General features: G+C 60.7%; 19 protein-coding genes. 17 read left to right on the top strand and 2 right to left on the bottom strand.

All coding sequences use genetic code 11. The features are described 5' to 3' along the window. The first annotated feature begins 348 nt into the window (after nucleotides 1-348). The 14 genes from BUE38_RS09735 to BUE38_RS09665 all read left to right on the top strand — a co-directional run bounded on the left by BUE38_RS09735 (nucleotide 349) and on the right by BUE38_RS09665 (nucleotide 16,397). Nucleotides 349-1,458 (top strand): S-(hydroxymethyl)glutathione dehydrogenase/class III alcohol dehydrogenase, encoded by a 1,110-nt coding sequence (locus BUE38_RS09735; RefSeq protein ID WP_073434989.1) that lies wholly within the window; start codon nucleotides 349-351, stop codon nucleotides 1,456-1,458. A gap of 162 nt (nucleotides 1,459-1,620) precedes the next feature. Continuing rightward, nucleotides 1,621-2,478: an S-formylglutathione hydrolase gene (fghA, locus tag BUE38_RS09730; protein WP_073434988.1), complete on the top strand. Its 858-nt coding sequence runs from the start codon at nucleotides 1,621-1,623 to the stop codon at nucleotides 2,476-2,478. Between the two features lie 143 nt (nucleotides 2,479-2,621). Then, nucleotides 2,622-3,590: a DUF2157 domain-containing protein gene (locus BUE38_RS09725; RefSeq protein WP_234986860.1), complete on the top strand. Its 969-nt coding sequence runs from the start codon at nucleotides 2,622-2,624 to the stop codon at nucleotides 3,588-3,590. Next, nucleotides 3,587-4,636: a DUF4401 domain-containing protein gene (locus tag BUE38_RS09720; protein WP_073434986.1), complete on the top strand. Its 1,050-nt coding sequence runs from the start codon at nucleotides 3,587-3,589 to the stop codon at nucleotides 4,634-4,636. Before BUE38_RS09725 ends, BUE38_RS09720 begins: the two co-directional genes overlap by 4 nt. Beyond that, nucleotides 4,633-5,172 carry a GDYXXLXY domain-containing protein gene (locus BUE38_RS09715; RefSeq protein ID WP_073434985.1) on the top strand — a complete coding sequence of 180 codons (540 nt, stop codon included), beginning with the start codon at nucleotides 4,633-4,635 and terminating at the stop codon, nucleotides 5,170-5,172. Before BUE38_RS09720 ends, BUE38_RS09715 begins: the two co-directional genes overlap by 4 nt. Before the next feature lie 305 nt (nucleotides 5,173-5,477). Further along, complete coding sequence (gbdR, locus tag BUE38_RS09710) at nucleotides 5,478-6,608, top strand: choline metabolism transcriptional regulator GbdR (RefSeq protein ID WP_143166267.1); 1,131 nt, start codon at nucleotides 5,478-5,480, stop codon at nucleotides 6,606-6,608. Between the two features lie 153 nt (nucleotides 6,609-6,761). Then, nucleotides 6,762-7,460: a monofunctional biosynthetic peptidoglycan transglycosylase gene (gene mtgA / locus BUE38_RS09705; protein WP_073434984.1), complete on the top strand. Its 699-nt coding sequence runs from the start codon at nucleotides 6,762-6,764 to the stop codon at nucleotides 7,458-7,460. A 307-nt stretch (nucleotides 7,461-7,767) separates the two neighbouring features. Beyond that, on the top strand, nucleotides 7,768-8,781 hold the full coding sequence (locus BUE38_RS09700) for a dipeptidase (protein ID WP_073434983.1): 1,014 nt from the start codon (nucleotides 7,768-7,770) through the stop codon (nucleotides 8,779-8,781). Between the two features lie 69 nt (nucleotides 8,782-8,850). Next, the gene (locus BUE38_RS09695; protein ID WP_073434982.1) at nucleotides 8,851-9,420 is read left to right on the top strand and encodes a 4-vinyl reductase; all 570 of its coding nucleotides are present in this window, start codon (nucleotides 8,851-8,853) and stop codon (nucleotides 9,418-9,420) included. 24 nt (nucleotides 9,421-9,444) lie between these two features. After that, nucleotides 9,445-11,517 carry a dimethylglycine demethylation protein DgcA gene (dgcA, locus tag BUE38_RS09690; protein WP_073434981.1) on the top strand — a complete coding sequence of 691 codons (2,073 nt, stop codon included), beginning with the start codon at nucleotides 9,445-9,447 and terminating at the stop codon, nucleotides 11,515-11,517. A 179-nt stretch (nucleotides 11,518-11,696) separates the two neighbouring features. Further along, a complete protein-coding gene (locus tag BUE38_RS09685; protein ID WP_073434980.1) occupies nucleotides 11,697-13,718 on the top strand; it encodes a (Fe-S)-binding protein in 2,022 nt (673 codons plus the stop codon). Then, complete coding sequence (locus tag BUE38_RS09680) at nucleotides 13,715-15,112, top strand: electron transfer flavoprotein subunit alpha/FixB family protein (protein ID WP_073434979.1); 1,398 nt, start codon at nucleotides 13,715-13,717, stop codon at nucleotides 15,110-15,112. Before BUE38_RS09685 ends, BUE38_RS09680 begins: the two co-directional genes overlap by 4 nt. Then, nucleotides 15,102-15,971, top strand: a complete 870-nt coding sequence (locus BUE38_RS09675; RefSeq protein ID WP_073434978.1) for a hypothetical protein — start codon at nucleotides 15,102-15,104, stop codon at nucleotides 15,969-15,971. Before BUE38_RS09680 ends, BUE38_RS09675 begins: the two co-directional genes overlap by 11 nt. 150 nt (nucleotides 15,972-16,121) lie before the next feature. Beyond that, entirely contained in the window at nucleotides 16,122-16,397 is a 276-nt protein-coding gene (locus tag BUE38_RS09665; protein ID WP_143166266.1) for a DUF1090 family protein, read from the top strand. 77 nt (nucleotides 16,398-16,474) lie between these two features. Here BUE38_RS09665 and BUE38_RS09660 read toward each other — a convergent pair whose 3' ends face one another. After that, nucleotides 16,475-18,046 carry a BCCT family transporter gene (locus tag BUE38_RS09660; protein ID WP_073434975.1) on the bottom strand — a complete coding sequence of 524 codons (1,572 nt, stop codon included), beginning with the start codon at nucleotides 18,044-18,046 and terminating at the stop codon, nucleotides 16,475-16,477. 376 nt (nucleotides 18,047-18,422) lie between these two features. On the opposite strand from BUE38_RS09660, the gene fdhA reads away from it, so the two are divergent. The 3 genes from fdhA to BUE38_RS09640 all read left to right on the top strand — a co-directional run bounded on the left by fdhA (nucleotide 18,423) and on the right by BUE38_RS09640 (nucleotide 23,076). Then, nucleotides 18,423-19,616, top strand: coding sequence for a formaldehyde dehydrogenase, glutathione-independent (fdhA, locus tag BUE38_RS09655; RefSeq protein ID WP_073434974.1), 1,194 nt, complete (start codon nucleotides 18,423-18,425; stop codon nucleotides 19,614-19,616). A gap of 153 nt (nucleotides 19,617-19,769) precedes the next feature. Beyond that, entirely contained in the window at nucleotides 19,770-20,009 is a 240-nt protein-coding gene (locus BUE38_RS09650; protein WP_073434973.1) for a hypothetical protein, read from the top strand. Between the two features lie 373 nt (nucleotides 20,010-20,382). Further along, nucleotides 20,383-23,076, top strand: a complete 2,694-nt coding sequence (locus tag BUE38_RS09640) for a putative bifunctional diguanylate cyclase/phosphodiesterase (RefSeq protein WP_159438874.1) — start codon at nucleotides 20,383-20,385, stop codon at nucleotides 23,074-23,076. Nucleotides 23,077-23,078: 2 nt separating this feature from the next. Here BUE38_RS09640 and BUE38_RS09635 read toward each other — a convergent pair whose 3' ends face one another. Next, nucleotides 23,079-24,380: an aromatic ring-hydroxylating oxygenase subunit alpha gene (locus BUE38_RS09635; protein WP_084541849.1), complete on the bottom strand. Its 1,302-nt coding sequence runs from the start codon at nucleotides 24,378-24,380 to the stop codon at nucleotides 23,079-23,081. Nucleotides 24,381-24,702 lie beyond the last annotated feature (322 nt).

Raw genomic sequence — 24,702 nt, 5'->3', positions numbered from 1 at the left:
AGTTGAGAGCGACGACGAGCTCAACGCAGCACCCAACTGCTCGCAGCTCGCGACTCGAAGCTCGACACTGCAATTGTGGGTTGTCGATGTTCCGGGGCTATCCTGTTTGTGGTCCTTGCACCTTCAATCCTGCTGAAGAGTTTCTCGTGGCTCGAGACTCGAAGCTCAATATTGCATTATTGCAGTATGGCAACAATGTTATGTTGTTGATGCGGTTTATAACAGGTCGGGCGAGAGACTAGACTCGGAACACCATTGTTGGATGCTCGATACAGGGGTATCCGACGCTCGATATCATTCCGGTGCTGCCTCAATGGCAGTGCCGCGCACGCTGTTCAGGAGTTGATCATGAAGTCACGCGCTGCCATCGCGCTGGAAGCCGACAAACCCCTTACCCTGACCGAGATTGATGTGGCTGGTCCGAAGGCCGGTGAGGTACTGGTCCGGATTGTGGCTACCAGCGTCTGTCATACCGATGCCTACACACTCTCTGGTGCCGATCCTGAAGGCCTGTTCCCGTCCGTGCTGGGCCACGAAGGTGCGGGTGTCGTCGAGGAAGTCGGTGAAGGCGTCACCAGTCTCAAGCCCGGTGACCACGTGATTCCGCTGTATACCGCCGAATGCGGTGAATGCAAGTTCTGCCGATCGGGCAAGACCAACCTCTGTGGATCCGTGCGCGCCACCCAGGGCAAGGGGGTGATGCCGGATGGCACCTCGCGCTTCTCGCTGGAAGGGAAGCCGCTGTATCACTACATGGGCACATCGACCTTCAGTGAGTACACCGTGGTGCCGGAGGTTTCCCTGGCGGTGGTGTCGAAGGAAGCACCGCTCGACAAGATCTGCCTGCTGGGCTGTGGTGTGACCACCGGTATCGGGGCTGTGCTCAACACTGCCAAGGTCGAGCCGGGCTCTACTGTGGCCGTCTTCGGCCTCGGCGCCATTGGCCTGGCGGTTATCCAGGGCGCGCTGATGGCCAAGGCTGGACGCATCATCGCCATTGACGTCAATCCCGACAAGTTTGATCTGGCGCGTCAGTTCGGTGCTACCGACTTCGTCAACCCGAAGGATTACAGCGACCCAATCCAGCAGGTCATTGTCGATATGACCGATGGCGGAGTGGATTACTCCTTTGAGTGCATCGGTAATGTCAATGTGATGCGCTCGGCACTGGAGTGCTGTCACAAGGGCTGGGGGGAGTCGGTGATCATCGGCGTCGCCGGTGCCGGTCAGGAAATCTCGACGCGTCCGTTCCAGCTGGTGACAGGTCGGGTCTGGAAGGGTTCTGCCTTCGGAGGCGTCAAGGGGCGCAGCGAGCTGCCGGGGTATGTCGAGCGCTACATGAACGGTGAACTGAAGATCGATGACTTCATCACCCATAACATGCCGTTTGAGCAGATCAACGAAGCCTTCGATCTGCTGCATGCAGGCAAGAGCATTCGCACCGTGCTGCATTATTGATCGGGAGCTGCAATGAGGCATCATGACCCATTGCAGTGTCGGCGGCACTTTCCGGTGCCGCCATCAAGCAGAGCGTATCGCGTTGGTACTGTGGTGCGTTGGTACTGTGGTATAGAACCACCTGATCAATAGGTCATTGCCGAGAGTTGCAGGGAGTTGCCCATGAGTATGTCCGAACAGCTGGAACTGGTCAGCGCCAACCGCAGTCATGGTGGTTGGCACAAGCGCTATCGTCATCGCTCGCGGGCACTGGACTGCGAGATGACCTTCGCCATCTATCTGCCGCCCCAGGCGGAAATGGGCAAGGTTCCGTTGCTGTGGTGGCTGTCGGGGTTGACCTGCACCGACGAGAATTTCATGCAGAAGGCTGGTGCGCATCGTCTGGCGGCGGAACTGGGGGTTGCCATCCTGTGTCCAGACACCAGCCCGCGGGGCACCGACCTGCCCGGTGAGCACGATAGCTACGATCTGGGCTCCGGGGCGGGGTTCTACGTCAACGCCACTCGCGAGCCGTGGAAGGCGCACTACCGGATGTATGACTATGTGACCGAGGAGTTGCCCTCGGTAGTACGTCAGCATTTCCCGCTCAATGGTCGTGAGTCGATCAGTGGTCACTCCATGGGAGGACACGGCGCCTTGATTCTGGCGCTGCGTCGACCTGGCCACTATCGCTCGGTGTCGGCCTTCGCTCCCGTCGTCAATCCAACCCAGTGCCCCTGGGGGCGCAAGGCATTCAGCGCCTATCTCGGCGACGATGTCAGTGCCTGGACCCAGTATGATGCCTGTGAGCTGGTGGCGCGTGGAGCCTCCCGTCAGCCACTGTTCATCGATCAGGGCGATGCCGATGATTTTCTCGAGGAGCAACTCTGTCCCGAGCGCCTGGAAGCGGTGTGTGCAGAGCATGACCATCCACTGACGCTGCGTCGCCAGCCGGGTTATGACCATAGCTACTACTTCATCGCCAGCTTCATCGAGGATCATCTGCGTTATCACGCCGAGCGGCTCTACGCCAAACGCTGATCAGCGCGGGATGCAGGCAGTGAGGAGGCCAGTTCATCTACTGATGGACTGGCCTCTCTTTTCGTGGTCTTTCTCGTGGTAGAGCCTGGCCATGAGTGCCAGAGTATCCAGTATCCTGATGTCAGGAATCCGGGCAAGGAAACATGATGACTTCCATTCGCCGCCAGTTGGTCGCTCTGGTCGAACGTGGTGCCATCCCCCCTGAACAGATGGCAACGGCTGTCCGGCTTTCCGGATTGCATCCATCAGGGCGCGACTGGTATGTGTTTGTGGATCGCCTGTTGCTGTGGCTGGGCAGCCTGGCGCTGGCCTTTGGGGTGCTGTTTCTGGTCGCCTGGAACTGGGCAGGAATGGGACGCCTGCCGAGGTTTGGGCTGGTCGAGGCAGCGCTGGTATTGGCCATCGCTGTGTACTGGGTGGCCGATGGTCGTAGTGTGGTGGCCCGAGTGGCGTTGACGGCAGCGGTCCTGCTGGTCGGCGTACTGCTGGCGCTGGTGGGGCAGGTATATCACTCCGGTGCCGACCCCTGGCAGCTGTTCTTCACCTGGGCGCTGCTGGTACTGCCCTGGGTGCTGGTGGCTCGTTTCGATGTGCTCTGGGTGTTGTGGCTGGGGCTGCTCGACCTGGCTGTGCTGCGGTTCTTCCATGAGTTCAGGTTCAGTGGCGGAGGCGATGCCCCGGCTCAATGGGGCCTGGTGCTGCTCAACGGCCTGGCACTGGTACTCTGGGAGCTGGCGGCGCGGCGTTGGCAGTGGCTCTCCGCCAGGTGGCCCAGGTGCCTGCTGGCGTTGGGCAGCGGCGGGCCGATCACCCTGCTGGTGATGCTGTTCATCATTGATGAGGGGGCGGCATCCTGGTGGTCTCCTGTGGTTTATCTTCTGTGGCTGGTTGGCTTGTACGCTACCTACCGGTACTGGCGGCCGGACCTGTTCATGTTGGCAGGTGGCTGCCTGTCACTGATGCTGGTCGTGACACTGTTTGTTGCTCGGTTGTTATGGAATGACGCCGATGCTGATGCCGGCGGCTTGCTGATACTGGCCCTGCTGGTACTGGCCCAGGGAGCGGCAACGGTGTTCTGGCTCAAGCGCCTGCACAGGGAAATGACGTCATGAAGGACACAACGGTGGCGGAGCGGTTGGCCAGGGCAGGAGTGGATGTGTCTGATGAAGCGGCTGCACCGCCGCTGGAGACGCCCGAGGCCGTGCGTGCATTGCAGGCGTTTTCGGGCTGGTTGGCGGCACTGCTCCTGTTGGGGGCCATCGCCGCGGGCGTGGCATTCGTGGTCGAGAGTCCCGCCATCGCCGGTGGTCTCGGAGTGGTCTCGATCATCGTCGCCTGGTTCATGCTGCGGGTCAGGCCTGGTGATTTCGTCGAGCATCTGGCGTTGGCCATCAGCCTTGTCGGGCAATTACTGGTGGCCTGGGCGCTGGCTGATCAACTGGCCGAGGGGCTGGGATGGGCGTTGCTGGGACTGCAGATGCTGCTGGCGTTGCTCATGCCCAGCCTTGTCCATCGTGCCTTTTCCGCTTTCGCTGCCAGCCTGGCACTCTATCTGGCACTCGCCGACGGTGGCTTGTATTACCTCGCTGATGGCCTGCTGGTGCTGGCGCTGGTCGGTATATGGCTCAGCGAGTTTCGTTACTCCGGGTATCTGCGCGCGATGCAGGCATGGGGCCATGGCGTTCTGCTCGGGCTGCTGGTTATTCAGGGAGTGGCAGTCTTCGGTCAGTCGCTCTCTGGTTGGCGTATGTCTGCCGATAGCCCGCCAGGCTGGCTGGGCCCCTGGCTGGGCGATGCGCTTGGCGCCCTGGCGCTGGTGGTATTGCTGCGATATCTGTTTCGTGAGGGTCGGTTACCGGTCGGGGCGAGGGATCAGGCCATTGCCTATGGCGCTGTGGCTGGACTGATGCTGATTTCATGCCTTGCCCATGGGCTGATGCTGGGCGCCGTGGTGGTGGTGCTGGGGTTTGCCATCGGCCATCGTTCATTGCTGGCTGCCGGTGTGTTGTTGCTGCTGTTCTCCATCGGCGGCTATTACTACTGGCTTGACGCTACGCTGTTGTTCAAGGCTCTGACGTTGTTCGCTCTCGGAGCCTCACTGTTGCTGCTGCGCTGGGTATTACGCTGGCGGATGATGCAGAGAGGAGGGCAGCGATGAGGCGGGTGGCACGGTGGGACAGGGTTGTCGTGGTGGCCACCGCGTTGTTGATTCTGGTGGCGGTTAACCTCTCCATATGGGACAGGGAGCGTCATCTGCATGAGGGGAGCGTGCTGTATCTGGCGTTGGCCCCAGTGGATCCTCGTTCACTGATGCAGGGTGATTACATGGCCCTGAACTTCGACGTCAGCAACCGCATCCAGCAGGCATTGTCTGAGCGGCGTACGGACCGTAAGGCGGAAGGAACCGTTGGCGACCATGTCATTGTACGCCTGGACGAGCGACGGATAGCGCATTTCCAGCGTCTGGCATCCGGCGAAGCGCCATTGGCGGACGATGAAATGCGCTTGCGCTATCGGCTACGCCAGGGACGAGTGAAGTTTGCCACCGATGCCTTCTTCTTCCAGGAGGGCCATGCTGAACGCTATGAATCTGCTCGCTATGGGCGCTTCCACGTCGATGAACGGGGCGAACTATTGCTGGTTTCGCTGCATGGCCCCGACCTGGATTGTCTGGTGCGCTGTCGCTTCCCGTGACACCAACTCCGACATCATGTCGCTTTTGGCAAAGCAGTTGTGCCGAACCGGTCGCCAGTGTGGCTGCTTACGACATCGTGGTCGCAGGCAACCATGTGATTGTCGCAGACAACTACGTGGGGCCTGGTTGATAGAGAATATTTGAATGCGCGTTCAGAAGCATCGTCATAAAGTGGCAAACCAAGGGTGAGGAGGACGCTTCTCTTTCCGACCCCAAGCCAAGAATAAATAACAGGAAGGTGGCACGGAATTCGGCCAGGTGAGTGGCTCGGCGACCGGCAACACCGACCACGATGGAGATGACCATGACCGTGAAGCCCTCGGCGACGCCTTCCGGCGCCGCTCCTCAGACCATTGGATTTCTGCTGCTCGATAATTTCACCTTGATCTCGCTGGCATCGGCCATCGAGCCATTGCGCATGGCCAATCAGCTTTCCGGACAGGAACTGTATCGCTGGTTCACCCTGAGCCTCGATGGGTCGGCGGTTCAGGCCAGCGATGGACTGACCGTGACGCCGGATACCTCGACAACGGTGCCGTTGTCGCTGGATATGGTGGTGGTCTGCGGCGGTATCGCACCCACCCAGACCGTGGCCAATGGCCACATCAGTTGGCTGCGAGCCCAGAGCCGCCATCTCAGGCGCTTCGGCTCGGTGTGCACCGGTGCCTGGGCATTGGCTCGTGCCGGCCTGCTGGATGGCTATGAAGTCAGTACCCATTGGGAGTGCCAGGCCGCGTTGCAGGAAGCCTATCCCGGCATCCACCTGACCTCGAAGCTGTTTGCCATTGACCGTGATCGGTGCACTGCATCGGGCGGTACGGCGCCCATGGATATGGTGCTGACCATGATCGGCCGCGATCATGGCCGTGAGCTGGCCGCTGGCATTTCCGACATGTTCATCTACGACCGAGTGCGTGGTGAGCAGGATCAACAGCGTGTGCCGCTCAAGCATGTTCTGGGGACCACCCAGCCTCGACTGCAGGAAATCGTTGCCTTGATGGAGAACAACCTCGAGGAACCCATCGATCTCGATGAGCTGGCAAGCTATGTCAACCTGTCCCGGCGGCAGCTGGAGCGCCTGTTCCAGCGCAACCTGCATTGTTCTCCATCACGTTACTACATGCGGTTGCGCCTCAATCGGGCGCGCCAACTGCTCAAGCAGACCTCGTTGTCGATTATCGATATCGCCGCAGCCTGTGGTTTTGTTTCCACTCCTCACTTCTCCAAGTGCTATCGTGAATGCTTCGGTATTCCGCCGCGTGAAGAACGCCTTGGCTGGAGTGGCTTCTCACCGGTGGTCGCTCCCAATCCTGCACCGACCCCCTTGCTGGATAGCGGTGCTGCCCTGGAGCCGGTGTCACGTGCTATGGCCGCCCTCGACCGGGCTAGAGGGGAGCCCACCTACGGCAGCTTCCGTATTTCACCTCACTCTTGAGTGGTAGTTCCTGATACAGGATTCCCTCACCGCCGTCCTTGGCTGCTCAGGACGGCGGTTCTGCTGCGTTGAAGGGGGGGCTCCAGAAGCACAGGCAGTTGCCCGCTGGCTTGATATACTGCGCTGAAACATTTTCCTTCTGGAAGCTCTGGCATGGATGATTGGTGGCGTCCCGCTTCACGAATCGCGCTGCGTGTGGCGCTGGCGTTTGTTCTCGGCTCGGTGTTGCTGGTACTGGTATTTCGCGTGGTACCGGTTTTCGGTTCGATGGTCATGCTGGAGCGTGAAATCGGCTCATGGTTCTCTTCAGAGTCGTTGGATATCCAACAGCACTGGCGCCCCGATAGCGAGATCTCCGACTATGCTCGATTGGCAGTGATTGCCGCCGAGGATCAGCGCTTCCCCGAACACTATGGCTTTGATCTGGTGGAACTGCGTCGAGCCATCGAGCGTGGCATGAACGGTGGCTCACTGCGCGGTGCCAGCACCATCAGTCAGCAGACGGCCAAGAACCTGTTCCTGTGGACGGGACGCGACTGGATCCGCAAGGGGTTCGAAGCCTGGTTCACCTTGCTGATTGAAACGTTCTGGCCCAAGGAGAGAATTCTCGAGGTATACCTCAATATTGCCGAATTCGATCGTGGCGTATTCGGCATCCAGGCAGCCAGTCAGCACTACTTCGGCGTCAATGCCGACCAGCTCAGTCAGGCACAGGCGGCACGCCTGGCGGCAGTCCTTCCCAACCCGCGCGAGCGCAGCGCCTCCAACCCGGGGCCGACCACGGCCCGGCATGCCGCCTGGATTCAGCGACAGATGAATAACCTCGGACTGAGATACCTGGAGCGGCTCTGAGCAGAGAGAGCTGTAAGCGGTAAGTTGTAAGCCGCTCAGTGCTTTGTTGGGTGGTGTGGTACTTGCCGCATGCCCCGGGTGTTCAAGTTCAGGACAACTCCGCTATACCATCCTGGTCGTGAGAGCGGCGGGGAGGCACCAGGTTGGGGAGCTTACAGCTTATAGCTTACCGCTTGTAGTTTTTCCCATGACGCTTTTGGAATTCTCGTCGTCGCAATCAGGAGCCGGGCGCTGCTGAGGCGGCGCTATCCTGCCGGCATGACGCGCTCTCGAGCGTGCTGCCCAGTTACCGGTGAGGATCGACGAGATGAATTCCCCCTTTACCCAGCCAGAGTCCCGGACTTCTGATGGTGCCGCGCTGCATCGTGAGGCAACGGTGATTGATGGCTTGATCATTGCCAAGTGGAATCGCGAGCTGTTCGAGGATATGCAGCGCGGTGGACTGACTGCTGCCAATTGCACGGTGTCGGTCTGGGAAGATTTCCAGGCGACAGTCGATAACATCGTGGCCTCCAACCAGTTGATGGAGGAGTGCAGCGATCTGGTGCTGCCGGTGCGTACCACCGAGGACATCCGTCGCGCCAAGCAGGAAGGCAAGACCGGCATCATGTTCGGTTTCCAGAATGCCCATGCCTACGAGGATCAAGTCGGCTATGTCGAGATCTTCAAGCAGCTCGGCGTTGGCATTGTACAGATGTGCTACAACACCCAGAACCTCGTGGGTACCGGTTGCTACGAGCGTGATGGCGGTCTGTCCGGCTTTGGTCGCGAGATCGTCGCCGAGATGAATCGCGTCGGGGTGATGTGTGACCTGTCCCATGTCGGCAGCAACACCTCCCGCGAGGTGATTCTCGAGTCACAGAAGCCGGTGTGCTACTCCCATTGTCTGCCTTCGGGGCTCAAGGAGCACCCGCGCAACAAGTCCGATGAAGAACTCAAGTTCATCGCCGATCATGGCGGTTTTGTCGGCGTGACCATGTTTACTCCCTTCCTGCGTGCTGGCGTCAACGCCACCGTCGATGACTATGTCGAGGCCATCGAATACGTCATGAATATCGTCGGCGAGGATGCCATCGGTATCGGCACCGACTTCACCCAGGGGCATGACCAGCAGTTCTTCGAATGGCTGACCCATGACAAGGGCTATGCCCGTCGTCTGACTTCCTTCGGCGAGATCATCAACCCGAAGGGGATTCGCACCATTGGTGAGTTCGGCAACCTCACCGAAGCCCTGCTCAAGCGCGGCATGAGCGAGCAACAGGTGCGCAAGATCATGGGTGAGAACTGGGTGAGAGTTCTCAAGGACGTCTGGGGCGAATAAGCCCACTTTTTCTTCATTGAAGTTGGGTGTTGTTCACCCGCCACAACAAGATCTTTCGAGGTAACAACCGTGACCAAGATGGCCCCTGAACTGCCGATTGAGGTGGATGTCGAGACTGGTGTATGGACCACCGATGCCCTGCCGATGCTGTACGTGCCGCGGCACTTCTTCATCAACAACCATGTTGCGGTGGAGGAGGCACTAGGCGCCGAGCGCTATGCCGAGATTCTCTATCACGCCGGATACAAGAGCGCCTGGCACTGGTGTGAGAAGGAAGCCGAGCTGCATGGGCTGGAAGGAGAGGCGGTCTTCGAGCATTACATGAAGCGCCTTTCCCAGCGTGGTTGGGGTCTGTTCATTACCGAGTCGATCGATCTCGATGCCGGCACTGCCAGTGTGCGTCTGGAGCACAGCGCCTTTGTCTATCAATTGGGCAAGGTCGGACGCAAGGTGGAGTACATGTTCACCGGCTGGTTCTCCGGGGCCATGGATCAGATCCTCGCCGCCCGTGGCGCTTCCCTGCGCACTCTGGCCGAGCAGGTGCAGAGCGCTGCCGAGGAAGATCATGACGTGGGACGTTTCGAAGTCCGTCCTCTGTCCACAGATCCCCAGGCCACCGGCGAGTCCCGCGAGGGCTGATCCACCATACCGAGGAGTCTCATCATGGCCTTCGACGCTATCTTCCAGCCGATCCAGATAGGCAGCCAGACCATTCGCAATCGCGTGGTCAGTACCGCCCACGCGGAAGTGCATGCCACCGATGGCGGCATGACCACCGAACGCTACGTCAAGTATTACGAGGAAAAGGCCAAGGGGGGCTGCGGCCTGTGCATCTGTGGTGGATCTTCCGTGGTCTCCATCGATAGCCCCCAGGGTTGGTGGAGTTCGGTGAACCTGTCCACCGACCGCATCATCCCGCACTTCCAGAATCTCGCCGATGCCGTGCACAAGCACGGCGGCAAGATCATGATCCAGATCACGCACATGGGGCGTCGTTCGCGCTGGGACGGCTACGACTGGTCGACCCTGCTGTCGCCCTCCGGCATTCGCGAGCCGGTCCACCGCTCCACCTGCAAGACCATCGAGGAAGAGGATATCTGGCGGATCATCGGCGACTTCGCCCAGGCCGCGCGGCGGGCGAAGGAGGGTGGCCTCGACGGCGTCGAGCTGTCCGCCGTGCACCAGCACCTGATCGACCAGTTCTGGAGCCCGCGAGTCAACAAGCGAACAGACCAGTGGGGCGGTGACTTCGAGAACCGCATGCGCTTCGGTATGGAAGTGCTCAAGGCGGTGCGCGCCGAGGTCGGCGACGACTTTGTGGTCGGCATGCGCATCTGCGGCGACGAGTTCCACCCGGACGGCCTGTCCCACGATGACATGAAGCAGATCGCCGCCTACTACGACGCCACCGGTCAAGTGGATTTCTTCGGTGTGATCGGCTCGGGCTGTGACACCCATGACTCGCTGGCCAACGTCATTCCCAACATGTCCTTCCCGCCGGAGCCGTTCCTGCATCTGGCGGCGGGCATCAAGGAGGTGGTCTCCGTCCCGGTGATCCATGCCCAGAACATCAAGGACCCCAACCAGGCCGAGCGTATTCTGGAAGGCGGCTACGTGGATCTGGTGGGCATGACCCGGGCGCACATCGCCGACCCGCACCTGATCGCCAAGATCAAGATGGGCCAGATCGACCAGATCAAGCAGTGCGTGGGTGCCAACTACTGCATCGACCGTCAGTACCAGGGGCTGGACGTGCTATGCATCCAGAACGCCGCCACCTCCCGGGAATACATGGGCTTGCCGCATATCATCGAGCCTTCCGAGGGACCCAAGCGCAAGGTGGTGGTGGTCGGTGGTGGCCCCGGTGGCATGGAGGCGGCGCGGGTGGCCGCCGAGCGCGGCCATGACGTGACGCTGTTTGAGGCGGATGAGGCGTTGGGCGGCCAGATCACCACCGCTTCCAAGGCCCCGCAGCGCGATCAGATCGCGGGTATTACCCGCTGGTATCAGCTCGAGCTGGCGCGTCTCAAGATCGATCTGCGCCTCGGCACTCGTGCCGACGAGGCCACTCTCCTCGACCTGCGTCCGGACATCGTGGTGCTGGCTACCGGTGGCCGGCCTTACCTGGACCAGTACCCGGAGTGGGGCTACTCGGAAAATCCCGAGGAGAGTCTGGTGGTCAGTACGTGGGACGTGCTCAACGGCAAGGTGGAGCCCGGCAAGAACGTGCTGATCTACGATGCGCTGTGCGAGTTCTCCGGCATGTCGGCGGCGGACTACCTGGCTGACAAGGGCGCCAAGGTCGAGATCGTCACCGATGACATCAAGCCCGGTGCGGCGGTGGGAGGCACAACCTTCCCGACCTACTATCGCAGCCTCTACGAGAAGGAGGTGATCATGACCTCCGACCTGATGCTGCACAAGGTCTACCGCGAGGGCGGCTCCCTGGTGGCGGTGCTCGAGAACGAGTACACCGGTACTCAAGAGGAACGGGTCGTCGACCAGGTGGTGGTGGAGAACGGTGTGCGTCCCGATGAGGCTCTCTATTACGCCTTGAAGCCCGGGTCTCGCAACAAGGGACAGGTGGACCTGGAGGCCCTCTACGCCATCCAGCCCCAACCCTGCCTCGCCGAGGAAGGCGAAGGGCCGCTGCTGTTCCGGCTGGGTGACTGCACCGCACCGCGCAACACCCACGCGGCGATCTACGACGCCCTGCGCCTCTGCAAGGACTTTTAACCCCAGCCATAAGCTGCAAGCCGGAAGCTGTAGGAACTGCTTTCCCAACGTATGGCGAGATGAGCACTGGAGTGACTCATCTCGTCGACCGGGTTGTGAAAGGGCCTCCAGGAGGGGTGAGGTAACTTGCCGCTTACAGCTCGAGGCCTACGGCTCCTCATCGAGGAGAGGTGAGTACCATGCTCGAGACGCTATTGCCGATCCTGATCTTCGCCGCGCTCGCGCTGGCGGTGATCGGCGCCGGGCGGCGTGTCCGCCTGTGGCGCAAGGGGCGACCTTCGCCCGTACCCATTCTCAAGGGCCTCGCCGCCATGCCGCGTCGCTACCTGGTGGATCTGCACCATGTGGTCGGCCGCGACAAGGTGATGTCCAATACCCACGTGGCCACCGCCGGCGGCTTCGTCGCCGCGGCGGTGCTGATGATTCTGGTCCATGGCCTGGGCCTGGCCGAGGGCGTACTTGGCTGGCTACTGCTGGCGGCCAGCACCTGCATGTTCGTCGGTAGCCTGTTCGTGGCCCGGCGTCGGCGCAACCCGCCGGCGCGGCTGTCGAAGGGGCCCTGGATGCGCCTGCCGAAGAGCCTGATGGCCTTCTCGCTGAGCGTTTTCCTGATCACGCTGCCGACGGTCGGCTTGCTGCCGGAAGATTTCGGTAGCTGGATCCTCACCATCGTGCTGGCTGCGGTGCTGGTCTGGGGCCTGGGCGAGATGTTTTTCGGCATGACCTGGGGCGGGCCCATGAAGCATGCCTTTGCCGGAGCCCTGCATCTGGCCTTTCATCGTCGTCCGGAACGTTTCTCGACTCGTCAATCCGACCGCGAGGGCAAGGGATCTGTTGCCACCGCCCGGGGTTCCACCGCCCTCAAGGCGCTGGATCTTGACGATCACGATGCGCCTCTGGGCGTCGCCAAACCCGAGGACTTCACCTGGAATCAGCGACTCGGCTTCGATGCCTGTGTGCAGTGCGGGCGTTGCGAGGCGGTATGCCCGGCTTTTGCCGCGGGTCAGCCGCTCAACCCCAAGAAGCTGATCCAGGACATGGTGCTGGGCATGACTGGCAACAGCGATGCCGAATTCGCCGGCTCGCCGTACCCGGGCAAGCCGCTGGGCGAGCACCAGGGGCAACCCGGAGGGCCGATCGTAGTCGAGGCCGGTGGAGCCTTGCTGGATGCTGATACGCTATGGTCCTGCACCACTTGTCGAGCTTGTGTCGAGGAGTGTCCGATGATGATCGAGCACGTCGATGCCATCGTCGACATGCGTCGTCATCTGACGCTTGAGCTCGGGCAGACTCCTGGCAAGGGTGCCGAGGTGATCGATAACCTGATCGCCACTGACAACCCCAACGGCTATGCTCCGGCCGCCCGCATGCACTGGGCCGCCGATCTGAACCTGCCCCTGATACGCGACCTTGGTCAGGTGGATGTGTTGCTGTGGCTGGGTGATGGTGCATTCGACATGCGTAACCAGCGTACTCTGCGCGCTCTGGTCAAGGTTCTGCGTGCTGCCGAGGTGGACTTTGCGGTGCTCGGTGACGAAGAGCGTGACAGTGGTGATGTCGCGCGCCGTCTTGGTGACGAGGCGACCTTTCAGCGGCTGGCCAGGGCCAATATCGCGACCCTGGCGCAGTATGACTTCCAGACCATCGTTACCTGCGACCCGCACAGCTTCCATGTGCTGGGCAATGAGTACGGCGCCCTGGGCGGGGATTACCGTGTACGGCATCACAGTACCTTCATCAGTGAACTGCTGGATGAAGAGCGGTTGGCGCTGGGTGGCTGGAAGGGCGGCAGCGTGACATACCACGATCCCTGTTATCTGGGGCGCTACAACGGTGAGTATGAAGCGCCGCGCAAGGTGCTTGGCGCCCTCGGTATCGAGGTCAAGGAAATGCAACGTTCCGGCTTCCGCTCGCGTTGTTGCGGTGGCGGTGGTGGCGCACCGACGACGGATGTTCCCGGTGAGCGTCGCATTCCTGATATGCGCATGCAGGATGTTGGTGAGACAGGAGCAGAGTTGGTCGCGGTAGGCTGCCCGCAGTGTACTGCCATGCTGGAAGGAGTGGTGGACGCCACCGCTGAGGTCAGGGATATCGCCGAGTTGGTTGCCGATGCCCTGTTGGCTGAGGGCTCGGTTGCTTCGTCTCCCGGCGCAGGTGGCCGCAAGGGAGCCGGGATCCCGGCAGAGGAGGTCAGCGCATGAGCGATACAGATATCCTCCGCAGGCGGCGCGATCCGCGGCTGGAGTGGATGGCACGCAACCGCCTGCACCCCGAACATAGCCAGGCATTGGCAACACTGGGACTGCAAGCATCGGGTCAGGAACCGGCGGAGTGGCCCGGGCCAAACGGGCTTGTTCGCCGCAACCCCCATGCCATTGGCTTTATTGGGCCCAATGGACGCAAGCGCATCGACCGCAGTGGCGCCCAGACGGGTGGCGCTGCGCCTGCCGCCAGAAGCGGCGATCAGGACAAACGCCGCCTGGTCGAGATCGAGACCCCGGCCTTCCATATTGCAGTGGTGCCGGATACCGCCAGTGGTCGCCTGACGGCTCAGGATCGCGACCTGTTCGGTCTGGCAAGGCGCCTGGCGGATCAGTCTTCCGAACAGCAGAGCCCTGAGCAGCATGCTCATGAACAGCACTCTCATGAACAACGGGGGGCCGTGCTGGCGGTGATCTTTGGTGACCGAGTGCCGGAGGGGCTGGATGAAGCCGGCGCCGATCGGGTCATCCTGCTGCCGGTGACGGATGCCTACTCCCCTGAACAGCGTCGGGTAGCATTGAGTGCGCTGGAAGCGGCACTGACGCCACGTCACTGGCTGTTACCGGACACTGCCCTCAGTGGCGGTGATCTGGGGCGGCGTCTGGCAATAAGCCTGGGCGAACGCCCGGCCTGCGGTGTCTGGCGAGTTGATTTTCGCCAGGACAAACCACAGGAAACCGAATCAGTGGAAGGAGCGCCGAACAGTGAGTCGGAATGGCTATGCCTGTGTCGTTCCGGCTCCGGACGTCGTGACCAGTCACGGCCGCTGCCGAGGGTGGTGCTGGCGCTTGCCGAATGTGGTGAACCCGTGGTCGAGACACGTCATGCAGCCCGTCTGATCGATCCATCTGCGGTGCTGGGAGCCGAGTTGCCGACACCGCTGGCACGCATCGAGGATCTCGGCGCGGTGGCTGTGGATCCTGCTGCCATCGCCCTGGATGAGTCCGAGTTCATTCTCTCGGCGGGTAATGGCGTGCGTGACTGGGAAGGCTTCCATCTCGCTGCTCAGGTACTGGGGGCGACCGAAGGTGCCTCGCGAGTGGCGGTGGATGACGGCCATATGCCTCGTGATCGCCAGGTCGGTGCTACCGGCACCTGGGTCAGCGCCAGGGTCTACGTGGCCGTGGGTATCAGTGGAGCCATTCAGCATCTGCAGGGCATCCAACGCTGTGACCGGGTGGTGGCCATCAATGCCGATGCTGGATGTGACATGGTCAAGCGCGCCGACCTGTCGGTGATTGCGGATTCTGCCGAGGTGCTGGAAGCGTTGGTGGCGCAGGTGCGTGCCTTGCGGGGTGAAGAGATCGAAGTGGAGAGCCGAGATGTCGCATGACGATCGTACCGCCCACAGCGTTGGAGAGGCTGGCAACCCAGCGTTGCGGATTGATGTACTGGTATCGGTGGGGCGTCATGGCCTCACCGAGCGAGCACGGCGTGCAGACCTGGACGCCAGAGCGCTGGAGCTGGCATTGCAGCTGGGCGAGGATGGCCGCCGCTTGAATCTCGAGGTGTGTCATGCCGGTGCGCCCGGTGACGATACCGAGGCAGCGTTGCGCGATTACCTGGGCATGGGACTGGAGCGTCTCAACTGGATTCACACCCGAGAATCCAGCGATGTCTTGCCCGTGTTGCGCGATTATCTGCGTCAGCGTGACAGTGGCTCGGAGCCGCGCCTGGTGTTGTGTGGTATGCGTGCCGAGGAGGGAGAGGGCTCGGGGGTGGTTCCCGTGGCCCTGGCCGAACAACTGGGCTGGGCCAGTGTACCGGGGATCGTCGCGGTGGAAACCGTCGAGCGAGCATCGGACCAGTGGTATGCCCAGGTCCTGCAGGCATTGCCCCGTGGCCAGCGGCGTAGACTCAGAGTTCGCTTGCCGGCGATATTGGGGGTGGATGTGGCAGCCCCGACGCCTCGTCAGAGCGCCTTCGGGCCAGCTCGCCGCGGAATTCTCGAGCCGGTGGCTGCGGCGGGTGATCTACAGCCCGATGCCAGTCTTGCGGCCTGGCCGTTGATGCCTGCGAAGCCGCGCCCCAAACGCCTCAAGATCGTCACCGCCAGCAATGCTCGGGATCGCTTCAAGGCGGCGGCGGCCAAGGCCGACAGTGGAGGTGGCAAGCTGTTGACCGATGTGACGCCTCAACAGGGCGCTGAAGCGATTGTTGCGCTGCTCAAGGAGGAAGGGGTGCTGCGCTGAGAGACATAATCCTCACCCTTGCCTCAATACCTCAAGTGGCCAGTCATGACCGGTGTCATGGCTGGCCTTTTCGTGGGTATCAGGGTGAGAACCGTGGGGAAGAGGGGCTGTCGGATAGCCCGATGAAGTTTCCCCGTATTGGACGCCGAGATGAAAAGAGTATTGTCGAGTATCGCTGTGGCCCTGTTGCTGTCTGCGGTAGTCACGACCCCGGCCATGGCCGATGATCATGTATTCGAAGGGTGCTGGGCAAAGGAAAAGCGGCTGCAGCACCGCGTCAATGATGCCTGGCATGATGGTGATGAGCATCGTGCGCGAGTGCTTCAGCGAGCGCTGGATTATACCCGTCGGCATTGCGACAACGACTGGGACGATAACGATGTTGAAGATCTGATTGATGATCTCGAGGATGAGTGGGACGACTGAGCGTTCCTGTTCGAAGTCACCACAGCATACGGCCGCCATCGAGGCGGCCGTATGCTGTTCGTGAGACGCGATGTGATTCAGGCAGCAGAAAGCCCGGGGCGACGGCTTTCCTCGACCAGGCCCTTGACCAGGGCCACGCTCATCACGATCAGCACCAGGGTGAAGGGCAGGCCGGTGGCCACGGCGCCAGCCTGCATCGCCGTCAGTGCTTCACTGCCTCCGCCGTACAGCAGGATCCCGGCAATGACGCCTTCGAGTGTCGCCCAGAACACACGCTGGCTTCGTGGTGCATCGGTCTTGCCACCTGCAGTGATGCTGTCGATCACCAGTGAGCCCGAGTCCGATGAGGTGATGAAGAACACCAGCACCAGCACGATGGCACAACTGGAGGTCAGGGTGGTCAAGGGCAATTGTTCGAGCATCTGGAACATCGCCAGTGAGACGTCGTTGATGCCCTCCGACAGGGCGCCAACACCGAGTCGGGCCTGATCGATGGCGTTGCCGCCAAAGGCGGCCATCCAGATCAGCGTCAGCAGGGTCGGAACCATCAATACAGCGACCAGGAATTCTCGCACTGTACGGCCCCGCGACACTCGAGCGATGAACATGCCGACAAACGGTGACCAGGAAATCCACCAGGCCCAGTAGAACACGGTCCAGCCGTGATACCAGCTCTGGTCCTCACGCCCTACCCAGTTCGACAGTGGCAACAGATATTCCAGATAGCTCAGGGTCGCGTCGCCGAGATGGTGGAGGAACAGTGCGAAGGAGCCAGCCACCATGACAAACAAGAGCAGGGCCAGCGCGATCACCATATTGATATTGGAGAACAATTTGACGCCGCCATCGATGCCGCGCCACACCGAGTAGAGTGCAATCACTGTAACCACCACGATGATCGCCAATTGGGTGCCGAGCGTATTGGGCAGGCCGAACAGATAGTGCATCCCTGAGGCGGCCTGGGTGGCGCCCAGACCCAGCGAGGTGGCGAGCCCGAAGATGGTGGCCAGTACGGCGAGGATATCGATGATATGGCCTGGCCAGCCGCGTACTCGTTTGCCGAATATCGGGGTGAAGGCGGATCTCAAGGTCAGCGGCAGCCCCCGGTTGTAGGCGAAAAAGGCCAGAGACAGTCCTACCAGGGCGTAGATCGCCCAGGGATGCAGACCCCAGTGGAACATGGTGGCGCCCATTGCTGCCCGCGCCGCTTCTGGTGTGTTGGCCGCGACGTTGAGTGGCGTTCCGTACCAGTCGGTGTAATAGGCCACCGGCTCGGCAACGCTCCAGAACATCAGGCCGATGCCCATACCGGCTGCAAACAGCATGCTGAACCAGGAGAGCGTGGAGTACTCGGGGCGGGCATCGGCTCCGCCGAGACGGATGCGCCCCAGTGGTAACAGCACCAGCAGCAGACAGAGCAGGACAAAGAGGTTACCAGCAACCATGAATAGCCAGTCGAAGTGGTTGATGGCCCATCCGCGTACTGCCGTGAGTTGGGAGTTGGCTGTCGCCGGAGAGATCAAGGCATAGATGATGAAGCCCAGAATACTCAGTGCCGAAAGAGGGAAGACCGGGGAGTGATAGTCCAGTCCCCAGCGTTGGGTATTGTCCTGTCCCGGTGTCAGTACCGGGCCCTGTTCGTGGTTCATTGCGTTTCCTCATGTCCGGCACTCGTGTTCCCGCTGCGCAGGATGCTGACAGGGGGGGAGGTCCGGCGCTGATGGTTATTGTTGTAGCGGCCTGCGCACGCGCTGGTCACCGTGAGCATTTTTCGACGCACGGGGTGTTGCGACTGTCGTGAAAGCGACCTGCAGCTATCTACATTGCCCAGCCTGCATCGTCGGCGGCGTGGCAGTGTCTCGATCAGATATGCCGATGCCTCAACCAGAACAATCGGGCAGGCTTGAGGCGCTAAGGTCGTGGTGAGAGAGGCGCCCGAGTGCGAGGCGCTCCCAGTGCCGCCGGATATTCTCGATGCCGGCGGCTATTACAAACCGCCAGCACGCCAACAGGAGGACTTCCGTCATGGGGAGTACCAATCGCGGAGTGGTCTATATGGGCCCCGGCAAGGTCGAGGTTCAGTCGATTGCGTATCCGGAACTCGCGCTCGGTGATCGCAAGTGTGACCACGGTGTGATCCTGAAAGTCGTTACTACCAACATCTGCGGCAGCGACCAGCACATGGTGCGAGGCCGTACCACGGCGCCCGAAGGTCTGGTGCTGGGCCACGAGATTACCGGTCTGGTGGTCGAGTGCGGTCGCGATGTCGAATTCATCAAACCCGGGGATCTGGTCTCGGTGCCGTTCAATATCGCCTGTGGACGCTGCCGCAACTGCAAGGAAGGTCGTACCGGTATCTGTCTCAACGTCAACCCGGCTCGTCCCGGTGCCGCCTACGGCTATGTCGACATGGGTGGCTGGGGCGGTGGCCAGACGGAATACGTCATGGTGCCTTATGCTGACTTCAACCTGCTGAAGTTCCCGGATGCCGATCAGGCCATGGAGAAGATCCGCGACCTGACCCTGTTGTCCGATATCTTCCCCACCGGCTTCCACGGCTGTGTCACTGCGGGTGTCGGTCCGGGCAGTACGGTCTATATCGCCGGCGCCGGTCCCGTTGGTCTTGCAGCAGCGGTTTCCGCTCAACTGCTCGGTGCGGCCTGTGTCATCGTCGGCGACATGATCGAGGAGCGTCTGGCTCAGGCGCGCAGCTTCGGCTGTGAAACCATTGATCTGACCCAGGAAGGCGACATGGCCGATCGGATCGAGGTGATTCTCGGTGAACGAGAAGTCGATGCCTTTGTCGACTGTGTCGGCTTCGAGGCCCATGCCTGTGGCTGCAACCACGGCAAGGAAGCTCCGGCCACTGTGCTCAATTCCGCCATGGCACTGACCCGCGCTGGAGGACAGATCGGTATTCCGGGCCTGTATGTCACGGAAGACCCCGGTGCCGCCGATGATGCAGCGAAACAGGGCGCGCTGAGCATGCGCTTCGGGCTGGGCTGGGCCAAGTCCCACTCCTTCCATACCGGCCAGTGCCCGGTAATGCAGTATCACCGCCCGCTGATGCAGGCGATCCTGTTCGGCAAGGTCAACATCGCCGATGCGATCAACGTTCAGATGATCAACCTGGACCAGGCTCCCCAGGGCTACGCCGACTTTGATGGCGGTGCGGCGAAGAAATTCGTCATCGACCCCCATGGCAGTGTGGCAGCCTGACCGTCAGGGTCCCGCTGACCATCGAAGCGAACTATGCTGTGAGCAGTGAACATGGCCGGGTGCTGTTAACCCGGCCTGCCGCTGTTGCAGGGGGATGGCAGAAGGGATGGTGAGCTGCACCAGCTGGTGCGCCAACCGGAGGAGATATCCGCGATGATGATTGCCGAGTTGATCGATGGTGATGATTTCCGCGCCCGCCTGATTGCCCTGGGTGTGCGTATTCCCGATGACGCCTGCCCGGAAACCTGCGCGCGAATGGCCGCCCTCAAGGCCAGAGAGACCGGCGTGCCGGGTCTTGCTGAGTTGGTACAGGAACTGCTGGGCAAGAGCGATGTGCTGTTGCCTTCGGTGCACCGCGCCATTCAGGCCCACCTGATGGCATTGAGTGACTGAGCGGCGCTGATCGTTCCCCGCGTTTCCCTTCATTACCGCTGGCCGGTCCTGGTCAGCGGCATGCTGCGTTGTATCCGAGACAATGACTTCCCGTCGACTGACAGGCATGGGACCTGGATGACCCATGCCTGAATCGGGAGGTTTGTTACAGATGTTATATATTGCTTACAATAAATTGCGAGATTGCCCCGAGCCAGATCTGTGCCAGCGTATGCATTCTGAATGAGTACGCATGACATCAGAGCTGTTGTTGCCTGATGTTTCGCGCGTTGCTCCTTTACGAAGGCGACGAACCTGGACTGGACAAGGAGCGGCGACCAGGCCATTGAAGAGGCACGGTCAATCACTCCCCTCCGCATTCGGCGAGGTGTTGATGTCCTTTTCGATCTCGGTACAACGTAGTACTGCGCTGACTTTCGTTCTGGTAACGCTGGTGATGTTCAATGTATTGGCAGCGCTCAATACGTTGTTTCCTTCACTTTCCCGGAACCTGTGGCTGGCGGGGAGCGTAGCGCTGCGCCAGGCCGATGCCTATGCGGTTTTGCTGGTGGCAGGAGGCATTCTCGCTCTGAGGCTCCGGCAGGCGATTGCCCTCAAGGTATTGGCCATCGTGATCCTGTTGTACGCCAGCCATCAGTTGGCCATGTGGGCCTGGCACAGCTGGCAGGGAAGTGCGACGTCTCCTTTTCTGCCATTACCGGTGACTTTCCTGCTTGGCTGGTTTGCCCTCTGCTGCTGGGAAGGCATGGAGTCCTCTCGCGGTATCCGGTATCTGGCGCGTCTTGGGTGGGCTGCCATGTTGGTCGTGGCGGTCTGGCTGCTGTGGCGTGCCATCTATCCTGTGCCGGAGCCTCGTTTATGGGCCGGACTGTCTGGCATCGGTGCGTCAGGAGTGGTCGGTGTCTTCATCCATGGTCTAGCCCTGTTGATCCTGGCATCGCTGGCCCGGCAGCAGCCCCGGGAGATGCTGGAGCGGGACCCCGGTATGCAGGAATATCGTTCACTGTTCAGCCACAGTTCGGCAGCGGTCTTCCATGTGCTGCCGGATGGCACGGTGGTTGAGGTCAATGCGGTTGCCGAGGCTCGGTTGGGCGTGCCCGTCGAGGAGCTACGCGGCGGGGAGTTCGTCGAGCTGGTCTGTCGGATGCTGGAGTGGCCGAATATCAGTGAGGAGCTGTCGCATGCATGGCGCGCGGCGATGAATGGGCTGTGTGGCTGCCATTGCCGGGTCGCGTCCGTCGGGCATGAAGCACGTTTCTATAACGTGCGCATGGTGCCGATTGTGGTCGATAGTGAGGTCTGTGGCGTGTTTGCGGTGTTCGAGGATATCTCTTTCTGGACCGAGACTCAGTCACGCCTTGCCATTATGGAGCGCTGTCTGGAAGAGAGCAGCAATGGAGTGGTGATTCTCGATACAACGCTGCCGGGCTACCCGATCCGCTATGCCAATGCGGCCTTCTGTGCGATGTCTGGCTACCATGCGCGGCAACTGGTGGGGCAGGTGCCGTTTCCATTGCTGGGCAGGGGCAGGCGTAAAGAGCTGGTAAACCTGCGTCGTGCGATGGCGGCTCATCGCCACTGTTCGGTGACCACACAGCTGTATCGCCAGGATGGCCAATCGTTGTGGTGCCAGATATCGATGTCGCCGGTTCGGGATGAAGATGGTGTGCTGACGCATTATGTCGGAGTCGTCGACGATATTTCCTTGCGCCGCCAGCATGAGCAGCAGCTTGCCTGGCAGGCGAGCCATGATGCCTTGACCGGGTTGCCCAATCGCTCGATGTTGGCCGACCGGTTGAGCGAGGACGTGGCTCAAGCCAGGCGTCAGCATAGAAAGCTGGCAGTGTTGTTCATTGACCTTGACGAATTCAAGCTGATCAATGACACCCTGGGCCATGACGTAGGGGATCGTCTGCTGGTCAGTGTTGCCAAGCGACTTGAGCATCAGTTGCGTAGTGGTGACAGTCTGACGCGAATGGGGGGCGATGAGTTTGTACTGATTCTGGCTGGACTGGAAAGTACCGAAGCAGCGGAAGGCGTTGCGCAGCGCTTGCTCAATGCCCTTGAACAGCCCCATGTGATCGAAGGGTGGCGACTGCATGTGACCGCCAGCATCGGTATTGCCGAGCTCGACGAGGCGACCAGTGAACACCCTCATCTATTGATCCAAAGGGCCGATATCGCCATGTATCGGGCCAAGCAGAAGGGGCGCAATCAGTTCAGGGCCTTTACCAGAGAGCTCAACGAAAGCCTCTATCGGCGCTTGATGCTGCGCAACGAGTTGCAGACTGCCATGGATCAGAGGGATCTGCAGCTCTACTACCAGCCATTCTTCACCCAAACAGGGCAAGTCTGTGGCTATGAAGCCCTGCTGCGCTGGGAGCATCCCGAACTGGGCTGGATCTCTCCACAGGATTTCATCGCCATTGCCGAACAGACCGGGCAGATCGCGGAGCTGGGGCGCTGGGTGCTGTGGCAAGCCTGCAGCGATGCACGTCAACTGGTTGATGCTCGTTTGATGCCTGGGCGAGTTTCCGTGAACCTGTCGCCATTGCAGTTCTATCGTGGTGATTTCCTGCTTGATCTGATGGGGGTGCTGAGCGAGACCGGTCTGCAAGCCCGGTGGCTCGATCTGGAGCTGACTGAAGGCGCGTTGATGCGGGATACTCAAGCGTCCATCGAGACACTCGGTCGTCTGGTCGAGCTGGGCATTACCACCGCTATAGACGACTTTGGCACAGGATTCTCCTGTCTGGATTACCTGCAGCGTCTGCCGGTCACCAGAATCAAGCTCGACAAGGTCTTTATCCATGCCATCGATGGTCACAGTGGCAATGCAGTGGTGTGCAAGAGTGTCCTTGCGCTGGCCCGTGAACTTGGTTTGAGGGTATTGGCAGAGGGAGTCGAGACTCAGGCTCAGTACGATTATCTGGTGAATCTCGACTGTGAGGTATTTCAGGGCTTCTACTTTGCCCGGCCCATGCCGTTCAGCATGTTCCGTGAATTACTGCTGGCCGGTCCCGAGAAACCGCTCCTGTCCACGCTATCCAATGGCAGGAGCGGTTGAGGTTAGACCTGTGCCAGTCTCAGCGCTGGTGTATCACCGAGGTTGTTCTGCAGAGTCTCACGATACCAGTCGATGAAATCGATCACGCCGAATTCGTAGGTCGCCGAGTAGGGCCCGGGCTGGTAGGCCAGCGAATTGATGCCACGCTGGTTTTCCTCGGCGAGGCGACGGTCCTGATCATTGGTGGCGTCCCACACCTTGCGCATCTGCTCAGGGTCGTAATCCACACCTTCCACGGCATCCTTGTGCACCAGCCATTTGGTCGTCACCAGGGTGCGTTGAGGTCCCAGTGGCAGAACGCGGAACACCACGGCGTGATCACCCATGAAGTGATTCCATGAATTGGGCAGGTGAAGAATACGCAGTGAGCCCATGTCGGCGCTGGTCAGACGCCCCATCAGGCGTTTGCAGGCGACTTTTCCATCCATGGTCATCGACACCGTACCATTGAGCAGCGGCGTGCGGGTGAGGCGATTGCGCTTGCCGATACGGGTCAACTGCCAGGGAACCTGCATGGCATCCCAGTCAGCCTGTTTACGAGCCACCAGTTCACGATAGGCCGGAGTGGCACGAGGGTCGTCGCTGTCGTCGAATTCCTGCAGGGAATTGAGTAGCTCGGGGTGAGCACCGTTGCAGTGATAGCACTCACGGTTATTCTCGATCACCAGTTTCCAGTTGGCGGTTTCCTCGATGGAAGAGGTCACTGCCACCTTGAGGTTCTCGGTATCGTAGGGCGCAAGGTAATGATCGAAGGTCGCCTTGAGCTCGTCGATGGCAGGTGGGTTATCGGCCAGACACACGAACAGGAAGCCGCCGGCCTCGGTAATTGCCACCGGCTTGAGTCCATACTGACCGAGGTCGAAGTTGGTGCCCATGTCGGAGCCGGCAAACAGCAGACGACCATCCAGTTCGTAGGTCCACTGATGGTAGGGGCAGACCAGCTTGGCGACCTTGCCACTCTCGGTCGGGCACAGACGCGAACCACGGTGGCGGCAGACATTGTGGAAGGCATGGATAGTGCCGCCGTCGCCACGCACGATGATGATCGGATTGTCACCGATCGACAGCGTAATGAAATTGCCCTTGGCGGGAATCTCGCAGCTCATGCCGGCAAATAGCCACTCGCGTTCGAAGATAGCCTGGATATCAAGCTGGAAGAGGCGAGCATCATTGTAGAACGGCTGCGGCAGTGAAAAGCCCTGTGGATGCTGACCCAGCATCTCCAGCGTGGCTTCACGGGCCGACCCCAGAGGGTCGTCCTGGCTTGGCGAGGGGGCCAGACTCGAGTTCGCTACAACATCCATGGAGTTTTCCTCATCTACTGGCTGTGAGCACGGCGCTGGGTAGGTGCTCGACGGCGGGCCAACGGTGATTTTCATTGCCTCGTTGATGAAGGCCAGCCGCCCTGGTGGCAGCGAACCACATCAAGGTTGAAATGATGGGGCTGCTGGCCCGCACGGCATATCATCCGAGGCAGGTGTGGGAATTCCGCTCAAGGCAGTATTCCTCGATTTGTGAGCGCAGTTTGCGGTAGCCCATGGGGTGTCGGATATCCATTGGCGACATTGGGTGATGCCATTGCGACCTGCTGGCGGATATCAACGTTGCAAGCGGAGAATTCGGGCA

This window comes from Halomonas cupida (genome assembly GCF_900142755.1).
GTDB classification, from domain to species: domain Bacteria; phylum Pseudomonadota; class Gammaproteobacteria; order Pseudomonadales; family Halomonadaceae; genus Halomonas; species Halomonas cupida.
The sequence above is the reverse complement of the archived record's forward strand: the minus strand, read 5'-3'. Positions and strand labels throughout refer to the sequence as shown.

Excerpts from the sequence above, each read along its gene's own strand:
- mtgA (WP_073434984.1), top strand. The coding sequence starts at position 6,762 with ATGGATGATTGGTGGCGTCCCGCTTCACGAATCGCGCTGCGTGTGGCG.
- BUE38_RS09720 (WP_073434986.1), top strand. The coding sequence starts at position 3,587 with ATGAAGGACACAACGGTGGCGGAGCGGTTGGCCAGGGCAGGAGTGGAT.
- BUE38_RS09725 (WP_234986860.1), top strand. The coding sequence starts at position 2,622 with ATGATGACTTCCATTCGCCGCCAGTTGGTCGCTCTGGTCGAACGTGGT.
- BUE38_RS09715 (WP_073434985.1), top strand. The coding sequence starts at position 4,633 with ATGAGGCGGGTGGCACGGTGGGACAGGGTTGTCGTGGTGGCCACCGCG.
- BUE38_RS09660 (WP_073434975.1), bottom strand. The coding sequence starts at position 18,046 with ATGAACCACGAACAGGGCCCGGTACTGACACCGGGACAGGACAATACC.
- dgcA (WP_073434981.1), top strand. The coding sequence starts at position 9,445 with ATGGCCTTCGACGCTATCTTCCAGCCGATCCAGATAGGCAGCCAGACC.
- BUE38_RS09700 (WP_073434983.1), top strand. The coding sequence starts at position 7,768 with ATGAATTCCCCCTTTACCCAGCCAGAGTCCCGGACTTCTGATGGTGCC.
- BUE38_RS09680 (WP_073434979.1), top strand. The coding sequence starts at position 13,715 with ATGAGCGATACAGATATCCTCCGCAGGCGGCGCGATCCGCGGCTGGAG.
- gbdR (WP_143166267.1), top strand. The coding sequence starts at position 5,478 with ATGACCGTGAAGCCCTCGGCGACGCCTTCCGGCGCCGCTCCTCAGACC.
- BUE38_RS09635 (WP_084541849.1), bottom strand. The coding sequence starts at position 24,380 with ATGGATGTTGTAGCGAACTCGAGTCTGGCCCCCTCGCCAAGCCAGGAC.
- BUE38_RS09735 (WP_073434989.1), top strand. The coding sequence starts at position 349 with ATGAAGTCACGCGCTGCCATCGCGCTGGAAGCCGACAAACCCCTTACC.
- fghA (WP_073434988.1), top strand. The coding sequence starts at position 1,621 with ATGAGTATGTCCGAACAGCTGGAACTGGTCAGCGCCAACCGCAGTCAT.
- BUE38_RS09640 (WP_159438874.1), top strand. The coding sequence starts at position 20,383 with ATGTCCTTTTCGATCTCGGTACAACGTAGTACTGCGCTGACTTTCGTT.
- BUE38_RS09665 (WP_143166266.1), top strand. The coding sequence starts at position 16,122 with ATGAAAAGAGTATTGTCGAGTATCGCTGTGGCCCTGTTGCTGTCTGCG.
- BUE38_RS09685 (WP_073434980.1), top strand. The coding sequence starts at position 11,697 with ATGCTCGAGACGCTATTGCCGATCCTGATCTTCGCCGCGCTCGCGCTG.
- BUE38_RS09650 (WP_073434973.1), top strand. The coding sequence starts at position 19,770 with ATGATGATTGCCGAGTTGATCGATGGTGATGATTTCCGCGCCCGCCTG.
- fdhA (WP_073434974.1), top strand. The coding sequence starts at position 18,423 with ATGGGGAGTACCAATCGCGGAGTGGTCTATATGGGCCCCGGCAAGGTC.
- BUE38_RS09675 (WP_073434978.1), top strand. The coding sequence starts at position 15,102 with ATGTCGCATGACGATCGTACCGCCCACAGCGTTGGAGAGGCTGGCAAC.